The following is an 18191-nucleotide window of genomic DNA, read 5'->3' as shown; positions in this document are numbered from 1 at the left end:
CGGCCCGGTGCCGGGCGGCGGGTGCCGGTCCGGGAGACGCGCGCGGACGGCGGCGGGCTCCGGGGACAAAGCGGTGGCGGCCCCGGCGGGCCCCCTGCTTGGATGCACGCCGTGACTTCTGCCGATCATGATCCCGACCGTTCCCTGCTCGACGCGATCGAGCGCTACTACGACGCCGTGCCGCGCAGCGCCGCACGGGCCGAGGACTTCGGCCCGCTGACCCTGTTCGTCCGCGAGGGCGCGGGCTGGCCTTACTACGCCCGCCCCACGCTCTGCCACCGGGGCCCGGCCGCCACCGCCGCGGACGTCCGGCGGGTACTGGGGCGTCAGCGCGAGCTGGGGCTGCCGGAGGCGTTCGAGTGGGTGGCCGAGCACGACCCCGCGCTGCGCGCCGCGGTGGAGGCCGCCGGGCTGGTGGTGCACGAGCACCCGCTGCTGGTGCTGGGCCCCGGGGACGAGCCGGCCCCGCTGCCCGGGCTGCCGGAGGGGACGCGGGTGCGGGTCCTGGCCGCGGACGCGCCGGAGCTGGCGTCCGCCGTCACCGTCCCGCACCTGGCGTTCGGCGACCCGGGCACCGGGGTGGGCACTGCCGGTGCGGCCGAGCTGGCGGAGGCCGTCGGGCGGATGGTCGCGGAGGGCGCGGTGGAGCGGATCGCGGGTCGGATCACCGACGGCACCACCGTGCTGGCCGCCGCGCTGGCGGACGGTGCGGCGCTCTGCGCGGGCCAGCACAATCCGGTCGGCGCGGTCACGGAGGTGGCCGGGGTGGGAACGCTGCCGTCGGCGCGGCGGCGCGGGCTGGGCCTGGCGGTGACGGCCGCCCTGGTCGCGCACGCGCGGGCGAACGGCGTGCGGACGGTGTTCCTGTCCGCGGCCGACGAGGACGTCGCCCGGATCTACCGCCGGGCGGGGTTCCGCCCGTTCGCGACGGCCCTGATCGCCGAACCGGCCCCGGAGCGGTCCGGATCCTGACCTCCCCGGCCCCGGCGGCCGCAGAGGTCGATCGGGCCGCACGGGCCGGTCGGACGGCCGGCGGGGCGGTACCGCCCCGGGCGCGGGGCGACCGGGACGGGGACCGAAGCGGCGGCGGAAGGACGGGGCGGGGCGGGGACGGCGACGGGGACGGCCGTCAGTCGTCGTCCTCGTCCTCCGCCCCGCTGACACCCTCCCCCTCGGCCTCGTCCACCACCCACGCCGACAGCCGCTCGGCGACGCCCGACACCCCGAGCCGGCCCTCCCGGATGGCCCGGGCGAGGCTGCGCACCTCGCGCGCGGTGGTGGCGACGGTGCAGCCGCTGGCGACCAGGTAGGCGTAGGCGACGGCCGTCGCGAAGAGTTCGTTGGTCTTCTCCAGGGCCGGCACCCGGATCAGCTGGTGCATCAGGGCGGCGGCGCGGTCCTGCGGTTCGGGGTAGACGTCGATGTCGAAGATCTCCGCCTGGTGCCGGGTGACGGCCGCGAGCAGTGATCCGTAGTCGGTGACCTGCGGGTCACCGGGGGTGTACTGCTCGGCGGTCATGAGCAGCCACGAGAGGTCGACCTCCAGTTTCAACGGCGCACGTCCTGCAGGTCGCCCGGCTCCCCGAACTCGGCGAGGAAGGCCGTCTCGTACTCCTTCATGAACTGGGCCGCCGCGTCGACGAAGGCCCGCCCCGCCTCGCCCATGTCCTGCTGGACCAGGCGCTCGATGTACTGGTTCATGCTGATCCCCTGCTGCTCCGCCCGTTCCCGGGCCATCTCGGCGGTCGTGGCGTCCACCCGGACGTTCAGCTGCTTCTTACCCATGAATCCCAAGCTAGCGCTGAAGTGCTAGCACAACAAGGGCGCGCGCACCGACGCCGCACGCCCCGAACGAGCCCCCCGCACCCCCGCACCCCCGTAGGCCCCGAGACCCCGGCCGCCCGAGCACCCCCTGAACGCGCGACGGCCACGCCCGCGGCGAGGAGCCGCGGCCGTGGCCGCCCGGAGTCGGAACCGGAGTCGAACCCGGAGCCGGAACCGGAACCGGATCAGAACCGGGCCCGGATCAGAACTGGGTGCTGACCGTCACCCCGCTGAAGTCGGTGGCGGCGTACAGGCTCACGTAGCGGTACCCCGCGGTCGGGTTGGTCACCGTGATGCTCTGCGCGGTGCCCGGGTTGGTCGAGGAGGCGGTGAAGGCGTTCGGCGAGGCCCAGGTGTCCGCGTTGTAGTACAGGTACGCGGTGCCGGTGCCGCCGGAGGTGGTGACCTTCAGCGTGCTGGTGCCGGCCGGCAGGTAGACGTACAGGTAGTCGAGGTTGCCGGCGGTGGCGGTGCGGCCGGCGCGCGAGCAGTTCTGGCCGAGCGCGTCGGTGCGCTGGTCGGTGCAGGCCGGCGGGGTGGTGGTGCCGGTCCCGGTGGTGACGGTGACGGAGGCCGGGGTGCTGGCGGTCCGGCCGGTGTCGTCGGTGACGGTCAGCGCGACGGTGTAGGTGCCCGCGGCGGCGTAGCCGTGCGACGGGTTCCGCTGGTCGGACGAGGTGCCGTCGCCGAAGGTCCAGTGCCAGCCGGTGATCCGGCCGGGGCCGGTCTGCACGGACCGGTCGGTCAGCGTGACGGTGGGTCCGCTGACGCTCTGGTCGAAGAGCGCGGTCGGGCCGGCCGCGTAGCAGGCGCCGCCGGCGCAGGCGTTGAGCCAGGCGTCGAAGTCGGCGTCGTAGCCGGTGCCGATCCCGTTGTAGACGGCGTAGCCGCCGGGGTAGTCGCCGGTGCGGAAGCGGCCGAGCATGGCCTGGACGTCCGCCGGGTGCTTCTCCACCATGTAGCGGACGGCGAGGTAGCCCCACGGGTAGGTGCGCACCGTGTCCGAGTTGTCGTAGGTGTTCTGGAAGACGGTGCTGAGCTTGTAGGTGTGCTTGGCGGCCTCCGCCATCGCCTGGGTGTCGGTGGTGCCGCGGTAGGCGTAGGACTCGTACTCGGCGACGCCCTCGATCCACCAGATGTCGGGCACGGAGATCTCCGTGGAGAAGTTGCCCTTCATGTCGTAGATGCCGTCGAGGTAGTGCGTGTACTCGTGGTTGAGGTTCCACACGTTGGCGGTGAAGCCGTCGTTCCACGACTTCTGGTACATCACGCACACGGCCCGGTTGTTCGGGTCGGTCGGGTCCATGACGGTCTGGCCGCCGTTGTTGGTGGAGTTGCCGAAGATCGCCCAGGAGTAGGTCAGGTAGTCGGCCTGGTTGGCGAAGACCGCGAGGGTGAGGTCCTTGCCGTACGGGTTGACCGGCCCGCCGTCCTTCACCAGGTTGTGGAAGAAGGTGTCCTCACCGCGCAGGCTGGCGCAGACGGCGGCCAGGTCGGCGGGCGACAGCGCCTCGGTCTGGATGGTGCGGTTGTCGCAGACCAGTTGGGCGGGCAGCACGGCCGCGGTGAGCTTCGCCGGCAGGTCGCAGGTGCCGTAGTAGGAGCACTGGCCGGGGTCGAAGGCGTTGGCCTGGTAGGCGGTGTGGACGTACAGCGGGCCGGTGGGGCCGGTGATCCGGGAGGCGTCGAGCACCGCCTTGACCTGGCCCTTGACGGCGGCCTCGACGGCGGGGCCGTCGCCGGCCATCCGGCCGAGGTCGTTGCCGGCGTTGACGTCGAGGTAGGCGTTGGCGGTGCCCAGCAGGTCCTTGTGGTTGATCGCGAAGGAGCCCAGGGCGGTGCCGATGCTCGGGTCGGCGCTGACGGCCCGGACGAAGTCGGTGTTCCAGTTGCCCCGCCACAGTGGCGCGGACAGCACGGAGTTGACGGCCTTGAGCATCTTCGGGAAGGCGTTGTACGAGGCGTCGTAGCCGTTCAGCACCTGCTTGTAGACGCCCAGGTAGGAGCCCTGCAGGTTGGCGCTGTCGGTGAGGACCAGCACCTCGGCGAGCACCGCGCCGTTGTCGTCGGTGACGTCCGTCCAGTGCCGCCCCGCGAAGAAGGCGTCGAGTCCGGCCTTGCTGGCGGCGGTGAGCGCGGCGTCGTAGGGCCCGACCGCGCCCGCGTTGTTGGACTGCACGTAGTAGCCGGCCCGCAGGAAGAGCACGAGCTGGAGGATGCCGGCGGAGTTGTTCCCGGCGTAGGTCGCCGCCAGGCCCTGGTAGGCCTTGGCCACGGTGAGCATCTGCGGTTCCTTGAAGATCCGGCCCGCGTCGGCGCCGGTGACGTTGAACAGCGTGTTGACGCAGTCCGTGGTCGAGCTCTCGAGGAAGGAGACCAGGTCGGAGCCGCTGCGGCTGCCGAAGTCGGCCGGGGTGCAGGTCTGCGCGGCAGCGGCCGTTCCCGCGCCGGCGGCGGCCGCCTTCAACGCGCCGGCCTCCCCGCTCGCGTGGCGGGCGGCGGCCGCGGGTGCCTGCGGGCGGCCCGGGGCGGGCGCGGTCTGCACGGTGGTGCCGGCCGGCTGGCCCAGCACGGCCTGGCCGAGCAGCGCGGGCGGCAGCGGTGCGGCGGCGGGCGCCACGGCGGGCGCCACGGACTCGGCGGGGTCGGCCGTGAGGAAGGCGCCCAGCGGTTGGGGAACGGCGGTGGCGGCGCCGGTGCCGGTGCCCGCCGCCGGTGCGGCGGTGGACGGCCGGGCCGAGGGCCCGGGCGCGGCGAGCGCGGGGACCGGCAGCAGGGTCGCGGCGGTGGCACAGCCGGCGACGACGCCGGCCATGAACGTGGGCAGGGGTATGCGAAGGCGCACTCTGGGGTCCTTCTCCGTGGGGGCGGTGACTGGACTACTGCCGAGGCATGGGGGAAGTCGACGTGATCCTGCCATCGGGCGCCGCGTCAGAACAATGTCACAGGTCATATGACATGAGGCGCGTCCGGCATAACACCGCCCCACCAGGGGCGTTCGGGGGAACGCCGGAACGAGGACCCGCCGCCCGGACCGCCCGCGGAACCGCCCCGCCCGCCCGGCCCGCGACGGCCTACGGCCGGACCGGCCGGTACGTCCGCGCCGCCCAGGCCTGGAAGGTCGGCGAACCGGAGATCAGGTCCCGGTAGGCCGCTGCCGCCGCACCGAACAGCGTCTCCACCACCTCCCCGCTCACCCCCGCGGCCCGCCAGGCCAGCAGGTGGCGGACCCAGATCGGGGTCCCCGCGAGCGGCTTCACCAGCACCTCCGCCAGCGGGCGGGTGGTCGCCTGGACGACGGAGATGCCGAGCCCGGCGGCGATCATCTCCTGCAGCTCCAGCCGACCGCCGAGGAACTCGTGCACGGTCACCGGGGTGAAGCCCGCCGCGGCGCAGGCGCCGTAGAAGACGGCGTGCCAGCCGGCCCCGTCGTCGGGGGTGAGGAACCAGTCCTCCTCGGCCAGGTCCACCAGCGCGATCTCGGTGCGGTGCCGCAGCCGGTGGCCGGCCGGGAGCACCACGAAGGCCGGCTCGGTGACGATGCCGCGGTGCGCGACGGCCGGCGAGTGCCGCAGCTCCCGGCCGGGGTAGTCGACGGCGACGGCGGCCTCGGCGTCGCCCTGCTCCAGCAGCTCGACGATGTCGGAGGAGCGGTAGACGGAGCTCAGCGTGAAGCGCTGCTCGGGCCGCTGGTGCCGGGCCCGGGTGACCAGCCCGGGCAGGATCGGCGAGATCGTCGCGGCCAGCCGCAGCTCCTGGCGGACCGGCCCGTCGGGGGCCGTCGGGCGGCGGCCCAGGCAGTCGGCGCGGGTGAGCAGGTCGCGCGCGGCGGCGACCACCTCGACGCCGAAGCAGGTCGGTGCCACGCCGGCGGCCGTGCGCTCGAACAGCGGGGCGCCCAGGTGGCGCTCGATCCGGCGCAGCTGCGTGCTGGTGGCCGGCTGCGAGGCACCGAGCAGGACGGCGGCCCGGCCGACGCTCCCGGTGTCGGCGATGGCGCACAGCACGCGCAGGTGCCGCAGTTCCAGCTCCATGACCCTCCCCCTCGCGCCCCGGCGGACGGCAGTGCAACAGCACACATGACATGTCGGCCGCTCACCTTCGCCCCGCGCGAATCGCCACGTCAAGCCCCTGCCGTGGCCCGGACGGCCGCACCGGCAGCCGCCTTTACCCGCGCATTGCGTCCCCCTGACCGGCCCCTGACCGGCCTCTGACCGGCCCCGGTCGGCCTCCGGCCCGCCGCCGGCCGGCGCCCGCCCGGTCACGTCCCCCGGCACCCCGCCGACGGCGCGCCGTCACGGACCCCCGCCCCGACTCCCGGCCCCGGCCCCGGCCCCGGCCCCCGCACCGCACCGCACCGCCCGACGCCCCCCACCAGGACGAGTGAGACTTGAAGAGTCCTTCATCTTCCGGGACTCTGAACTCTCCTGAGCTTTCCGCGGAGCGGCACCGACCGGTGTGGAGGCCGGCAATGACAGCGATGTTCGACCAGGAGCTGCGCGAGCAGCTCGCCCAGGCCCGCCGGGACCTCGCGGCGGCCCGGGCCGAAGAGGACGCCGACGGCGTCGACGCTTACGAGGGCCGGATCGCCGGACTGCTCCGGCTCGCCGCCCAGCACGGGATCGACCTCCCGCACAGCGCCGACGAGGAGGAACGCAACGAACCCTGACGGCATCCCGCGCAGGGCACCCGACAAGGACGGAGGCGGCACCCGGAGGACCCCGGGCACCGCCTCGTCGTCATGTCGGACCGCGCCGACCGCGGGTCACTGCCCGGCCGGCTCCAGGATCGCGACGCACTCGAAGTGGTGCGTCATCGGGAACAGGTCGAAGGCCCGCAGGGACACCGGCCGGTAGCCGCCCTCGCGGAAGAACGCCAGGTCCCGGGCGAGCGCCGCCGGGTCGCAGGCGACGTACGCGATGCGGCGCGCCTCCAGGCCGACCAGGTGCGCGACGGTCTCCCGCCCGGCGCCGGAGCGCGGCGGGTCCAGGACGATCAGGTCGGTGGCGGTGATGCCGGTGCGCGGCAGCAGCGTCTCCACCCGGTCGCACTCGATCTGGACGTTGTCCAGCGCGGCCAGGTTGTGCCGGGCGTCGACCACGGCCTGCTTGGAGGACTCGATGCCGAGCACCGCGCCCTCCTCGCCGACCCGGTCGGCCAGCGCGCCCGCGAACAGGCCCACACCGCAGTACAGGTCGAGCGCGTTCTCGCCCCACTGCGGGTCCAGGCCGTCCAGGACGGCGTCGACCAGGGTGTCCGGCGCCTCGGGGTGGATCTGCCAGAAGCCGCCGTTGCTGACCCGCCAGGTCCGCCCGGCCGCCCGCTCGCGGACGAAGGAGCGCCCGTGCACGCGGTGCACGTCGCCCTGCTCGTCCACCCGGGCGATCGAGACCGGCTTGTCCAGCTCGACCAGCGGCAGCTGGGCGCCGGGGCGCGGGGTCAGCACGACCTGGCGGTCCGAGGAGCCGGTCGCGGCGAACACCTCGACCGAGGCGACGCCCGGCCAGTCGCGGCCCTCGACGCCCAGCTCGGTCACGCCCTCGGCGGCGATCAGGCAGCGGTCCACCGGCTGCACCTCGTGCGAGCGGTGCTTGCGCAGGCCGACCTTGCCGGTCTCCGCGTCCACCGCGTACTGCACCCGGGTGCGCCAGGCCGGCACCTGCCCGGCCGGGAGCTTGCCGCCGACCGGCTCGACGCTGCCGTCCCAGCCCGCCTCGGCCGGGGTGAGCCCGGCCAGCTTGGCCAGCTGCTCGGTGAGCACCTGGCCCTTGAGCTTGCGCTGCCCCCCGGGGGTGACGTGCTGCCAGTCGCAGCCGCCGCACTTGCCGGGCCCGGAGAACGGGCACGGCGGAGCGATCCGCTCCTTGGCGGGCTCCAGGACCTCGACGGCGTCGGCGCGCAGGAACCGGGACGTCGTGGTGCCCTCGGTGACCAGCGCGACCACCTTCTCGCCCGGCAGCGCGTGCCGGACGAACAGCACCCGGCCCTCGTGCCGGGCCACGCAGTGACCGCCGCCGTGCGCGACCGGGCCGACCTCGACCTCGTAGCGCTGCCCGACGAGCGGGTCACCGGACGGCGTCTCGGGCCGGGCCGCCCGGGCGGTGGTGCGCAGCGCCTTCGGCGGCCGCACGGCCTGCTTGCGCGGAGCCTTGCCCGACCCGCCCTTGCCGGCCGACCGGCCCGCCGCGTCCTTGCCCGCGGAGGCCTTACCTGCGGAGGCCTTACCTGCAGCGTCCCTGCCCGCAGCCGTCCGGCCCCCGCCCTGCGGCGAGGCGCCCTTGCCGGCCGCCGGGGAGCCCTTGCCCGCCGCGGCCGGGGCCGCAGCGGAGCCGCCACGGCCCGTCGACGGCTCCTGCGTCCGCTCGCCCGGGGCGAGCGGCGCGGTGCGCGCGGTGTACCCGTCGCGGTCGGTGGCCTCCGGACGGGACGGCTTGCCCCAGCGCGGCCGGGCTGCCTGCCCGGGCTGGGTGCCGCCCCGACGGGCGCCCTTGCCGGAGCCGCCGGAGGAACGGGGCGGATTGTTGCGGGTCACTGGGAGGAGTCCTTGCTGCGGTCGGAGGGGGCCCCGGTGCTCGGACCGGTGGCGACGGAATCCTTCGACTGTACGGCCTTCGGCGCCCGCGGCTCGCCACGGCGGACGGCACCCGGCGCGGACCAGGCCTTCTGCGGCTTGCGCCGCTCGGAGGACTCCAGCTGCCACGGCACCGAGGTGACCATCACGCCGGGCTTGAACAGCAGGCGCCCCTTGAGCCGAAGCGCGCTCTGGTTGTGCAGCAGGTGCTCGTACCAGTGGCCGACGACGTACTCGGGGATGTAGACCGACACCACGTCGCGCGGGCTGCTGCGGCGCAGGTTCTTGACGTAGTCCAGGACCGGACCGGTGATCTCTCGGAACGGCGAGTCCAGCACCTTGAGCGGCACCTCGATGCCGCGCTCGTCCCACTCCCGGCGCAGCGCCGCGGTGTCCTCCGGGTCGACGTTGACCGAGACGGCCTCCAGGGTGTGCGCACGGGCGAGCCGGGCGTAGGCCAGGGCGCGCAGCGCCGGCTTGTGCAGCTTGGAGACCAGCACGATGGCGTGCACCCGGGTGGGCAGCACCACGTCGTCGGGCTCCTCCGCGGCGGTGAGCTCGTGGGAGACCCGGTCGTAGTGGCGGCGGATGCCCTTCATCATCACGAACAGGACGACCATCGCCGCGATCGCGATCCAGGCGTGGCTGATCTTGGTGACCAGGACGACGATCAGCACGGCCATGGTCATCACCAGGCCGAAGGTGTTGATCGCCCGGCTGCGCTGCATGTGGCGGCGCTTGGCCGGGTCGGTCTCGGTGCGCAGCAGCCTGGTCCAGTGCCGGATCATGCCGGACTGGCTCATGTTGAAGGACACGAAGACGCCGACGATGTACAGCTGGATCAGCCGGTTCGGTTCGGCGTTGAAGGCGATGACGAACAGGATCGCGGCGATCGCCAGCAGGATGATGCCGTTGGAGAAGGCCAGCCGGTCACCGCGGGTGTGCAGCTGGCGCGGCAGGTAGCGGTCCTGGGCGAGGATCGAGCCGAGCACCGGGAAGCCGTTGAAGGCCGTGTTGGCGGCGAGCACCAGGATCAGGCCGGTGACGGCGGCGACGAAGTAGAAGCCGGGCGTGAAGTTGTTGAAGACGGCTTCGCTGATCTGGGCGAGCGCGGTCTTCTGGTGGTAGTCGGCCGAGGAGCCGACGAGCTGCTCGGCCGGGTTCTCGGCCATCTGGACGCCGGTGAGGCGGGCCAGCCAGATGATGCCCATGAACATCACGACGGCGATGCTGGCCATCATCAGCAGCGTGGTGGCGGCGTTCTTGCTCTTCGGCTTGCGGAAGGCCGGGACGCCGTTGGAGATCGCCTCCACGCCGGTGAGCGCGGCGCAGCCGGAGGAGAACGACTTGAGCAGCAGGAACACCATCGCGAAGCCGGCCAGCGAGTCGTTGCCCGGGGTCGCGGCGAGGTGGAAGCCGGAGCTCTCGGCGGGCATGTCCTGGCCCAGCACGAAGTGCCGGAAGACCCCGTAGCCGACCATGCCGATCACGCCGACCATGAAGGCGTAGGTCGGGACGGCGAAGGCGGAGCCGGACTCGCGCACACCGCGCAGGTTCATGCCCATCAGGATCACGACCACGACGACCGACAGGGTCAGCTCGTGGCCGCGCAGTGAGGGCACGGCGGAGACGACGTTGGCGACGCCCGAGGTGGTGGAGACGGCCACGGTGAGCACGTAGTCGACCATCAGGGCGCTCGCGACGACGAGGCCGGAGTTGGGCCCGTGGTTCACGGTGGCGACCTCGTAGTCGCCGCCGCCACTCGGATAGGCGTGGACGTTCTGCCGGTAGGAGGCGACCACGGCGAGCATCACGATGGCGACGACGAGGCCGATCTGCCACGAGAAGTGGATCGCCGAGGCGCCCGCCACGGACAGCGTGAGCAGGATTTCCTCGGGGGCGTACGCGACCGAGGAGAGCGCGTCCGAGGCGAAGACGGGCAGCGCGATCCGCTTGGGCAGAAGCGTTTCGCCCAGCTTGTCGCTGCGCAGGGCGCGCCCGATCAGGATGCGTTTCGGTAGGTCAGTCGGCATAGGCACGTTAAGGAATCGTAGGGGCTCCCGAGCAATGCTCCGCCGTTTGTCCCCCCCTTCGTCGCGACTGCGTACTACGGACCGGCTAGCGTGTCGGATACGAGCCGACGGGCAACACATGCGTTGCGGGGTCGGCGCCCCACGAGAACGCTCGTCCCGGGATGCCGGGCGGGAAAGGGAGATGAACGGTGTTTGCGCAGGTCAAGAACCCTACGGGACGGGTGAGGTAGCGCCGGTGCACATCGTCATCATGGGCTGCGGCCGCGTGGGCTCGGCCCTCGCGAGAGCTCTGGAGAAACAGGGCCACTCGGTGGCCGTCGTCGACCAGGACCCGACCGCGTTCCGTCGGCTGGGCGCCGGCTTCAACGGGCGCCGGGTGACCGGCGTCGGCTTCGACCAGGACACCCTGCGCGAGGCGGGCATCGAGGAGGCCGGCGCGTTCGCCGCGGTCTCCAGCGGCGACAACTCCAACATCATCGCGGCCCGGGTGGCCCGGGAGAACTTCGGCGTCGAGAACGTCGCGGCCCGGATCTACGACCCCCGCCGTGCCGAGGTCTACCAGCGGCTGGGCATCCCGACCGTGGCGACGGTCCGCTGGACCGCCGACCAGATGCTGCGCCGGCTGCTGCCGAGCGGCTCCGAGCCGCTGTGGCAGGACCCGAGCGGTGGCGTCCAGCTGGCCGAGGTCGCCTACGACCCGGCCTGGGTGGGCCGGCGCATCGGCCTCATGGAGGAGGCCTCGGGCGCCCGGGTGGCGTTCGTCACCCGGCTCGGCGAGGGCGTGCTGCCCACGCCCCAGATGGTGGTGCAGGAAGGCGACCTGGTGCACGTGATGCTGCGCCGGGGCGACCTGACGGCGGTCGAGGCCGCGTTCGCGCAGGGGCCGAAGGAGGAGGGTCACTGATGCGGGTCGCCATTGCCGGGGCCGGTGCCGTGGGCCGCTCGATCGCGGGCGAGCTGCTGGAGAACGGCCACGAGGTCCTGCTGATAGACAAGAACCCCAACTCCATCTCGGTGGAGCGGGTGCCGATGGCCGAGTGGCTGCTGGCCGACGCCTGCGAGATCACCTCGCTGGACGAGGCCGCCCTGCAGCGCTGCCACGTGGTGATCGCCGCGACCGGCGACGACAAGGTGAACCTGGTCGTCTCGCTGCTCGCCAAGACCGAGTACGCGGTGCCGCGGGTCGTCGCCCGGGTGAACAACCCGAAGAACGAGTGGCTCTTCAACGAGTCCTGGGGCGTGGACGTCGCCGTGTCCACCCCGCGCCTGATGTCCGCCCTGGTCGAGGAGGCGGTCAGCGTCGGCGACCTGGTCCGCCTGATGCGCTTCAGCCAGGGCAACGCCAACCTGGTCGAGCTGACCCTGGCGGCCGACACCGAGCTGGTCGGCACCCGGGTGGGCGACGTGGCCTGGCCGCAGGACACCGCCCTGGTGACGATCATCCGCGAGGGCCGGGTGCTGGTGCCGGGCAAGGACGACACCCTGGAGGGCGGCGACGAGCTGCTCTTCGTGGCCGCGCAGGAGCGCGAGGAGGAGCTCGAGGACCTGCTCTCGGCGACCTCCGGCGCCCAGTAGGGCCACCACGACGAGGGCGAGGGCCCGCACCCCGGTGGGTGCGGGCCCTCGCCCTCGGTCCGTCCGTCGCCGGCTAGCCGGCCGGCTCCTCGTCGTCGTCCAGCTGCGCCTTGATCGGCGGCGGCGCCTTCAGCAGGATCTGCCAGGTGACGTACATCGCCAGCAGCATCGGCGGGATGCCGAGGGCGACCTTCAGCCAGCCGAGCAGGTTGACGTTGTGGGTGAAGTACAGCGGGAACAGGACCACCGGCTTGAGGCCCATGATCACCACCCAGGCCCAGGTCGCCTTGGTGTAGGCGGCGAAGCGGCCCGGGTTCTCCTTGCGCCAGGTGAACATCTCGCCGGTGACCGGGCCGAGCATCACGCCGATCATCGGCCAGCGCACCAAGGCGGAGACCGCCAGGGCGATGCAGTAGGCGACGTTCCACAGCAGGCCGGGCAGGTAGAAGTCCTCGGCGCGGCCGCTCTTCATCGCGATCCAGGCGCCCAGGGCGACGCCGAACACCCCGCTGAAGGCGTGCTGGACGGTCTCCCGCCGGGCCAGCCTGGTCACCACGAACACCGCGCACAGGGCCAGCGCCGCCCAGGCGGCGGAGCTGACCTGGTGGGTGATGTTGTACGTGACGATGAAGACCAGGCCGGGCAGCGTCATGTCGATCATGCCGCGCACGCCGCCGAAGGCCTGCAGGACGGTGTCGGCGGCCTCCTTGGAGGCGGCGGCCTTGCGGGCCGCCTCCTCGGCCTCGCTGAGCACGACGGCCTCGCGGACGGCCGCACCCGCCTCGTCCACGCCGTGCGGCGCGGTCGACGCGTGGTGGGCGGCGGCCAGGTCGAGCTGGGCGGCGGACTCGCCGCCGGGCTGGTTGCTCACGCTCATTCGCTCCCGTGTCCGACCGGACGCAGCTCGTAGCGGGGGTTGAACAGCACGCGGCGCCCGCGTGCGTGACTGATCCGGCCGCTGGCGACCAGCCGGCGGCCCGGCTCTATGCCCGCGATCGAGCGGCGGCCGAGCCAGACCACGTCCAGCGCCTCGGTGCCGTCGAAGAGTTCGGCCTCCAGGGCCGGCACCCCCGCCCGCGGGCGCAGGGTCACCGTGCGCAGCGTGCCCGCCACGGTGACCAGCTCGCGGTCCGAGCACCCGGCGATCGGCGTGCAGCCCGATTCCGCCGCGCTCTCCTGGCGCAGCTCCTCGGCCTGCAGCTCCTCGGCCGAGGAGGTCAGCCGGCTGAGCATGCGGCGGAAACGCCCCTGCGGCTGGTCGCTGCTGTTGTCACCACTCATGTCGGAAGGGTACCGGTTTCCGTGCCCCCGGCGGCAGGCCGTGCGGCCGCCGGGGGAGCCCGTGGTCAGCCCTCGAACCGGTACCCCATGCCCGGTTCGGTGATGAAGTGGCGCGGGTGGGAGGGGTCGCGCTCCAGCTTCCGGCGCAGCTGCGCGAGGTAGACCCGCAGGTAGTTGGTCTCCGTGCGGTAGGCCGGGCCCCACACCTCCTGCAGCAGCTGGGTCTGGCTGACCAGCCGGCCGGCGTTGCGGACCAGCACCTCCAGCAGGTGCCACTCGGTCGGAGTGAGGCGGACGTCGGTGCCGTCCCGGTTGACCTTCTTCGCCGCGAGGTCGACGGTGAAGCTCTCGGTGACCACCAGGGAGTCGTCCTCGCCGGCGACCGGCTCGGCCCGGCGCACCGCGGCGCGCATCCGGGCCAGCAGCTCGTCCATGCCGAACGGCTTGGTGACGTAGTCGTCGGCGCCGGCGTCCAGGGCCTCGACCTTCTCGTCCGAGGCGTGCCGGGCCGACAGCACGATGATCGGCACCCTGGTCCAGCCGCGCAGACCGCGGATCACCTCGACGCCGTCCATGTCGGGCAGGCCGAGGTCGAGCACGACGACGTCCGGATGGCGCGCCGCGGCCAGCTCCAGGGCGCTCGCGCCGTCATGGGCCGCGTCGACCTCGTACTTGCGGGCCTTGAGGTTGATCACCAGCGCGCGGACGATCTGCGGTTCGTCGTCCACGACGAGGACCCGGGTCATGTGCGGGCTCCGCCTTTCGGGGCTGTCGGACTTGGGACTGGGGTACTGGGGTACTGCGCTGCGGAGGTTCCGGGGGGCACCGGAACGCAGGGGCCGCGGGGTGCGGCGCCGGCGGTCACGTGATCAGCCGCGAGAGCGGATCCCGGCCGTCGCCGACCGCCTCCGCCGGATCCGGCGGGCGCTCGGCGGCGGGCAGGCTGACGACCATGGTCAGGCCGCCGCCCGGGGTGTCCTCGGCGGTGACGGTGCCGTCCATCGCCTCGACGAAGCCGCGCGCCACCGCCAGCCCGAGGCCCACCCCGGCGCCGCGCGGCGCGTCCCCGTAGCGCTGGAACGGCGCGAAGATCCGCTCCTTGGCGTCCTCGGGCACGCCAGGGCCGCGGTCGACGATCCGCAGCTCGACCCGGCCCGGCCCGCCCGGCTGCTGCAGGGCGTCGGCCTTGACCAGGACCTTCACACCGTCCGGGCTGTACTTGACGGCGTTCTCGACCAGGTTCGCCAGCGAGCGCTCCAGCAGGCCGCCGTCGGCCCGGATCATCGGCAGCGTCTCGGGCACGTCCAGGCGCACGGCCTCCGGCGGCACCCCGCCGAGCGCGAACGGCACCACCTCGTCCAGGTCGGTCTCCTGGATCAGCGGGGTGACGGTACCGGTCTGCAGCCGGCTCATGTCCAGCAGGTTGTTGATCAGGTGGTCGAGCCGGTCGGCCCCGGCCTCGATGCCGGCCAACAGCTCCGCCTCGTCCTCCGGGTCCCACTCCACGTCGGCCGAACGCAGCGAGCTGACGGAGGCCTTGATGCCGGCCAGCGGGGTGCGCAGATCGTGCGAGACGGCGGCCAGCAGGGCGGTGCGGATCCGGTTGCCCTCCGCCTCCCGGCGCGCGGCGACGGCCTCCCTCGCCAGCCGGCGACGCTCCAGCACCACGGCGGCCTGCGCCGCGAAGGCGCCCAGCAGGCGCCGGTCCGCCCCCGGCAGCACCCGGCCGCGCAGCACCAGTGCCAGGCTGTCCCCGACGGGGACGTCCACGTCGGCCTCCTCCGGCCGCTCCGGCGGCCGCGGGCCCGCGGCCGCCACCGTCGCCCAGGGGGCGAGCGGCTCCGGGCGCTCCAGCAGCGCCGCGCTCTCCTGCCCGAAGGTCTCCCGCACCTGCTCCATCAGGGCGGTCAGCACGCCGTCCCCGTTCGGCGCACCGCGCAGCACCGTCCCGGCCAGGGCGCTGAGCGTCTGTGCCTCCGTCTGGCTGCGGGCCGCCTGGTGGGTGCGCCGGGCCGCCAGGTCCACCACCGAGGCGACCGAGATGCCGACCACCGTGAATATCGCCACCGCCATGATGTTCTGCGGCTCGTTGATCGTGAAGGTGTGCAGCGGCGGCGTGAAGTAGTAGTTCAGCACCGACGAGCCGACCAGTGCCGAGGCGATCGCCGGCAGCAGCCCGCCGACCAGCGCCGCGCACACCGTCAGGGCCAGGAACAGCAGCATGTCGGTGGAGAGGCCCAGCCCGCCGACGGCGTTCAGCACCAGGGCCAGCACCGGCGGGCCGGCGAGCCCGATCAGCCAGCCTGCGATCGTCCGGGACCGCCCCAGGTCGGTGATCCGGCGCACCGGCACCCGGCCGCGCCCGTGCCCGGCGTGCTCGTGGGTGACCATGTGGACGTCGATGTCGCCGGCCTCCCGGGTCACCGTGGTGCCCACGCCCGGCCCGTAGAGGTACTGCCAGGCCGGCCGGCGGCTGGTGCCCAGCACGATCTGGGTCGCGTTCACCCCCCGGGCGAAGTCCAGCAGCCCGCCGGCCGGATCGTCGCCCAGCACCGCGTGGAACGTCCCGCCGAGGCTCTCCACCAGCGCCCGCTGCTCGATCAGCGCCTGCGGAGACCCGGACCCGGAGAGCCCGTCCGAACGTGAGATGTGGACCGCGAGCAGCTCGCCCCCGGAGACCCTCGCCGCGATCCGGGCCGCGCGGCGGATCAGCGTCGCACCCTCCGGACCGCCGGTCAGGCCGACCACGATCCGCTCCCGCGCCTGCCAGGTCCCCTCGATGCCCTGCTCGGCCCGGTACTTCTGCAGGTACTCGTCCACCCGGTCGGCCGTCCACAGCAGCGCCAGTTCGCGCAGCGCGGTCAGGTTCCCGGGGCGGAAGTAGTTCGCCAGGGCGGCGTCGATCTTCTCCGGCGCGTACACGTTGCCGTGCGCCAGCCTGCGCCGCAGCGCCTGCGGGGACATGTCGACCAGCTCGATCTGGTCGGCCCGGCGGACCACCTCGTCCGGCACGGTCTCCCGCTGGCGCACCCCGGTGATGCCCTCGACGGCGTCGCCCAGCGACTCCAGGTGCTGGATGTTGACGGTGGAGATCACGTCGATGCCGGCCGCCAGCAGCTCCTCCACGTCCTGCCAGCGCTTCGCGTGGCGGCAGCCGGGGACGTTGGTGTGCGGCAGCTCGTCCACCAGCGCCACCTGCGGACGGCGGGCCAGCACGGCGTCCACGTCCATCTCCGTGAACACGGCCCCGCGGTGCGCCACCTGCCGCCGCGGCACGACCTCCAGCCCGTCCACGAGCTCCGCGGTCCGCAGCCTGCCGTGGTCCTCCACGAAGGCGACCACGACGTCCGTGCCACGCTGCCGGCGCCGGTGCGCCTCGGCGAGCATGGCGTACGTCTTGCCGACCCCGGGGGCAGCCCCGAGGTAGATGCGCAGCCTGCCTCGTCCCATGAGCACCATTCTTGATCCGGACCTGCCCGGCAGCCACCCCCGGACACCTGTTCCCCTCCCTGCGAGACTACGGCGTGAGCGGCGGATTTCCGCTGATCCGTGCACTGATCACGCGGTTTTAGCGGCATATTGACGGCGCCCGGCCCCTCGCCGGGGAGCGGGCGCAGGTGCCCGGGAAACCGTCCGGGAAACGCGAAGAACCCCCGCCGGATATCCCGGCGGGGGTTCTTCGTGAATGATTGTTCGGCGGCGTCCTACTCTCCCACAGGGTCCCCCCTGCAGTACCATCGGCGCTGTGAGGCTTAGCTTCCGGGTTCGGAATGTAACCGGGCGTTTCCCTCACGCTATGACCACCGAAACACTATGAAACTGTCGACCCGCCGACAAGGCAGTCGTTGTTTCAGAACAACACAGTGGACGCGAGCAACTGAGGACAAGCCCTCGGCCTATTAGTACCGGTCAACTCCACCCCTCACAGGGCTTCCATATCCGGCCTATCAACCCAGTCGTCTACTGGGAGCCTTACCCTCTCAAGGAGGTGGGAGTGCTCATCTCGAAGCAGGCTTCCCGCTTAGATGCTTTCAGCGGTTATCCCTCCCGAACGTAGCCAACCAGCCATGCCCTTGGCAGGACAACTGGCACACCAGAGGTTCGTCCGTCCCGGTCCTCTCGTACTAGGGACAGCCCTTCTCAACACTCCTACGCGCACAGCGGATAGGGACCGAACTGTCTCACGACGTTCTAAACCCAGCTCGCGTACCGCTTTAATGGGCGAACAGCCCAACCCTTGGGACCTACTCCAGCCCCAGGATGCGACGAGCCGACATCGAGGTGCCAAACCATCCCGTCGATATGGACTCTTGGGGAAGATCAGCCTGTTATCCCCGGGGTACCTTTTATCCGTTGAGCGACGGCGCTTCCACAAGCCACCGCCGGATCACTAGTCCCTACTTTCGTACCTGCTCGACCCGTCAGTCTCACAGTCAAGCTCCCTTGTGCACTTACACTCAACACCTGATTGCCAACCAGGCTGAGGGAACCTTTGGGCGCCTCCGTTACCCTTTAGGAGGCAACCGCCCCAGTTAAACTACCCACCAGACACTGTCCCTGATCCGGATCACGGACCCAGGTTAGACATCCAGCACGACCAGAGTGGTATTTCAACGACGACTCCACAACAACTGGCGTTGCTGCTTCAAAGTCTCCCACCTATCCTACACAAGCCGAACCGAACACCAATATCAAGCTATAGTAAAGGTCCCGGGGTCTTTCCGTCCTGCTGCGCGAAACGAGCATCTTTACTCGTAATGCAATTTCACCGGGCCTATGGTTGAGACAGTCGAGAAGTCGTTACGCCATTCGTGCAGGTCGGAACTTACCCGACAAGGAATTTCGCTACCTTAGGATGGTTATAGTTACCACCGCCGTTTACTGGCGCTTAAGTTCTCAGCTTCGCC

14 protein-coding genes and 2 rRNA genes are annotated in these 18191 nt (G+C 72.2%); 4 read left to right on the top strand and 12 right to left on the bottom strand.

Features of this window, described 5'->3' with window-relative positions:
* Nucleotides 1-111 precede the first annotated feature (111 nt).
* Nucleotides 112-972: a GNAT family N-acetyltransferase gene (locus tag ACIA8Q_RS04960; protein WP_396316769.1), complete on the top strand. Its 861-nt coding sequence runs from the start codon at nucleotides 112-114 to the stop codon at nucleotides 970-972.
* A gap of 157 nt (nucleotides 973-1129) precedes the next feature.
* Here the strand turns inward: ACIA8Q_RS04960 and ACIA8Q_RS04955 are convergent, their stop codons facing one another.
* The 4 genes from ACIA8Q_RS04955 to ACIA8Q_RS04940 form a co-directional block, all read right to left on the bottom strand.
* Nucleotides 1130-1552, bottom strand: coding sequence for a fic family toxin-antitoxin system, toxin component (locus ACIA8Q_RS04955; RefSeq protein ID WP_360211643.1), 423 nt, complete (start codon nucleotides 1550-1552; stop codon nucleotides 1130-1132).
* Nucleotides 1549-1785, bottom strand: coding sequence for a toxin-antitoxin system HicB family antitoxin (locus tag ACIA8Q_RS04950; protein ID WP_360211645.1), 237 nt, complete (start codon nucleotides 1783-1785; stop codon nucleotides 1549-1551). The genes ACIA8Q_RS04955 and ACIA8Q_RS04950 overlap by 4 nt, the downstream gene beginning before the upstream one ends.
* 241 nt (nucleotides 1786-2026) lie before the next feature.
* A complete protein-coding gene (locus tag ACIA8Q_RS04945) occupies nucleotides 2027-4669 on the bottom strand; it encodes a collagenase (RefSeq protein ID WP_396316768.1) in 2643 nt (880 codons plus the stop codon).
* Between the two features lie 229 nt (nucleotides 4670-4898).
* Nucleotides 4899-5858: a LysR family transcriptional regulator gene (locus tag ACIA8Q_RS04940; protein WP_360211649.1), complete on the bottom strand. Its 960-nt coding sequence runs from the start codon at nucleotides 5856-5858 to the stop codon at nucleotides 4899-4901.
* Nucleotides 5859-6295: 437 nt separating this feature from the next.
* Here ACIA8Q_RS04940 and ACIA8Q_RS04935 point away from each other — a divergent pair, with 437 nt between their 5' ends.
* On the top strand, nucleotides 6296-6493 hold the full coding sequence (locus ACIA8Q_RS04935) for a hypothetical protein (protein ID WP_360211651.1): 198 nt from the start codon (nucleotides 6296-6298) through the stop codon (nucleotides 6491-6493).
* A gap of 96 nt (nucleotides 6494-6589) precedes the next feature.
* On the opposite strand, the gene ACIA8Q_RS04930 is transcribed toward ACIA8Q_RS04935, so the two are convergent.
* Together ACIA8Q_RS04930 and ACIA8Q_RS04925 are read right to left on the bottom strand one after the other, a co-directional pair.
* Complete coding sequence (locus ACIA8Q_RS04930) at nucleotides 6590-7936, bottom strand: class I SAM-dependent RNA methyltransferase (protein WP_396316842.1); 1347 nt, start codon at nucleotides 7934-7936, stop codon at nucleotides 6590-6592.
* 416 nt (nucleotides 7937-8352) lie between these two features.
* Entirely contained in the window at nucleotides 8353-10428 is a 2076-nt protein-coding gene (locus ACIA8Q_RS04925; protein ID WP_387897538.1) for an APC family permease, read from the bottom strand.
* 235 nt (nucleotides 10429-10663) lie between these two features.
* On the opposite strand from ACIA8Q_RS04925, the gene ACIA8Q_RS04920 reads away from it, so the two are divergent.
* A complete protein-coding gene (locus tag ACIA8Q_RS04920) occupies nucleotides 10664-11332 on the top strand; it encodes a TrkA family potassium uptake protein (protein ID WP_360211655.1) in 669 nt (222 codons plus the stop codon).
* Entirely contained in the window at nucleotides 11332-12003 is a 672-nt protein-coding gene (locus tag ACIA8Q_RS04915; RefSeq protein WP_218206906.1) for a TrkA family potassium uptake protein, read from the top strand. Before ACIA8Q_RS04920 ends, ACIA8Q_RS04915 begins: the two co-directional genes overlap by 1 nt.
* A gap of 73 nt (nucleotides 12004-12076) precedes the next feature.
* Here ACIA8Q_RS04915 and ACIA8Q_RS04910 read toward each other — a convergent pair whose 3' ends face one another.
* The 6 genes from ACIA8Q_RS04910 to ACIA8Q_RS04885 form a co-directional block, all read right to left on the bottom strand.
* Nucleotides 12077-12874: a DUF3159 domain-containing protein gene (locus ACIA8Q_RS04910; protein WP_360211657.1), complete on the bottom strand. Its 798-nt coding sequence runs from the start codon at nucleotides 12872-12874 to the stop codon at nucleotides 12077-12079.
* Nucleotides 12875-12876: 2 nt separating this feature from the next.
* On the bottom strand, nucleotides 12877-13284 hold the full coding sequence (locus tag ACIA8Q_RS04905) for an OB-fold nucleic acid binding domain-containing protein (RefSeq protein ID WP_360211659.1): 408 nt from the start codon (nucleotides 13282-13284) through the stop codon (nucleotides 12877-12879).
* 65 nt (nucleotides 13285-13349) lie between these two features.
* Nucleotides 13350-14030: a response regulator gene (locus tag ACIA8Q_RS04900; protein WP_350749961.1), complete on the bottom strand. Its 681-nt coding sequence runs from the start codon at nucleotides 14028-14030 to the stop codon at nucleotides 13350-13352.
* Nucleotides 14031-14145: 115 nt separating this feature from the next.
* Nucleotides 14146-16734, bottom strand: a complete 2589-nt coding sequence (locus ACIA8Q_RS04895) for a sensor histidine kinase KdpD (RefSeq protein WP_360211661.1) — start codon at nucleotides 16732-16734, stop codon at nucleotides 14146-14148.
* A 241-nt stretch (nucleotides 16735-16975) separates the two neighbouring features.
* Nucleotides 16976-17092 (bottom strand): 5S ribosomal RNA (gene rrf / locus ACIA8Q_RS04890).
* A 71-nt stretch (nucleotides 17093-17163) separates the two neighbouring features.
* Nucleotides 17164-18191, bottom strand: a 23S ribosomal RNA gene (locus ACIA8Q_RS04885); the annotation flags it as partial.

It is taken from the genome of Kitasatospora sp. NPDC051705, assembly GCF_044453265.1.
Classification (GTDB): Bacteria; Actinomycetota; Actinomycetes; order Streptomycetales; family Streptomycetaceae; genus Kitasatospora.
This window is presented reverse-complemented; position numbering and strand designations above follow the sequence as displayed.

Bases quoted from the DNA above. Each gene is read 5' to 3' on its own strand.
- ACIA8Q_RS04950 (WP_360211645.1), bottom strand. From the start codon at position 1,785: ATGGGTAAGAAGCAGCTGAACGTCCGGGTGGACGCCACGACCGCCGAG.
- ACIA8Q_RS04940 (WP_360211649.1), bottom strand. From the start codon at position 5,858: ATGGAGCTGGAACTGCGGCACCTGCGCGTGCTGTGCGCCATCGCCGAC.
- ACIA8Q_RS04935 (WP_360211651.1), top strand. From the start codon at position 6,296: ATGACAGCGATGTTCGACCAGGAGCTGCGCGAGCAGCTCGCCCAGGCC.
- ACIA8Q_RS04925 (WP_387897538.1), bottom strand. From the start codon at position 10,428: ATGCCGACTGACCTACCGAAACGCATCCTGATCGGGCGCGCCCTGCGC.
- ACIA8Q_RS04915 (WP_218206906.1), top strand. From the start codon at position 11,332: ATGCGGGTCGCCATTGCCGGGGCCGGTGCCGTGGGCCGCTCGATCGCG.
- ACIA8Q_RS04905 (WP_360211659.1), bottom strand. From the start codon at position 13,284: ATGAGTGGTGACAACAGCAGCGACCAGCCGCAGGGGCGTTTCCGCCGC.
- ACIA8Q_RS04900 (WP_350749961.1), bottom strand. From the start codon at position 14,030: ATGACCCGGGTCCTCGTCGTGGACGACGAACCGCAGATCGTCCGCGCG.
- ACIA8Q_RS04895 (WP_360211661.1), bottom strand. From the start codon at position 16,734: ATGGGACGAGGCAGGCTGCGCATCTACCTCGGGGCTGCCCCCGGGGTC.